This is a genomic window from Shigella sp. SIG3 (assembly GCF_053555855.1).
This window is the reverse complement of the sequence record NZ_JBQZXE010000284.1, coordinates 1-718: the sequence shown is the minus strand read 5'-3', so window position 1 is coordinate 718 and position 718 is coordinate 1. Positions and strand designations below refer to the sequence as shown.

The window sequence follows — 718 nt, the reverse complement described above, 5'->3', positions numbered from 1 at the left end:
TTCTTGCCTCAAATGGCAGTACGTTAACTATTCAGTCAAATGGTGCGGCGTTTACTGCCACAACCATCAAGATAATCGCGGAGCAGTGATGATTCAGTTCAAACCAACGCGAAACATCGACCTGATCGAAGCAGTAGGAAATCACACTGACATTATCGCCGGGAGCAACAACGGCGATGGATACGACTACAAGCCTGAATGCCGTTACTTTGAGGTTAACGTGCACGGGCAGTTCGGCGGAATTGTTTACTATCAGGAGATTCAGCCGCTAACCTTTGATTGCCACGCCATGTACCTGCCAGAGATTCGTGGATTCAGCAAGGAAATCGGGCTGGCGTTCTGGCGATACATTCTGACTAACACCACCGTTCAGTGCGTCACATCGTTCGCTGCGCGCAAATTCCGCCACGGTCAGATGTACTGCGCAATGATTGGCCTTAAGCGTGTAGGAACCATCAAGAAATACTTCAAAGGCGTGGATGACGTGACGTTTTACAGCGCCACACGCGAAGAACTAATCGACTTCCTGAATCACGGGAGATAGCCATGTTATATGCATTTAAGCTGGGCAGAAAACTGCGCGGCGAGGAACCTTATTGCCCTGAAAAAGGCGGGAAAGGTGGCAGCTCTGATAAAAGCGCAAAGTATGCAGCAGAAGCTCAGAAGTATGCCGCAGACCTGCAAAATCAGCAGTGGCAGACGATCATGAAAAACCTTG

Annotated in this window: 2 protein-coding genes and 1 pseudogene; all 3 read left to right on the top strand. The window is 49.4% G+C overall.

What is annotated here, in order from left to right; genetic code table 11:
- Nucleotides 1-89 (top strand): tail needle knob protein (locus ACUU1I_RS20955; protein WP_449144930.1); only part of this gene is annotated, 89 nt, incomplete at its 5' end.
- A complete protein-coding gene (locus ACUU1I_RS20950) occupies nt 89-544 on the top strand; it encodes a DUF2824 family protein (RefSeq protein WP_000614050.1) in 456 nt (151 codons plus the stop codon). The genes ACUU1I_RS20955 and ACUU1I_RS20950, both read left to right, overlap by 1 nt.
- Before the next feature lie 2 nt (nt 545-546).
- Nucleotides 547-718 (top strand): annotated as a pseudogene (locus ACUU1I_RS20945) (DNA transfer protein); the annotation flags it as partial.

Coding starts and splice junctions, on each gene's coding strand:
- ACUU1I_RS20950 (WP_000614050.1), top strand. CDS start 89: ATGATTCAGTTCAAACCAACGCGAAACATCGACCTGATCGAAGCAGTA.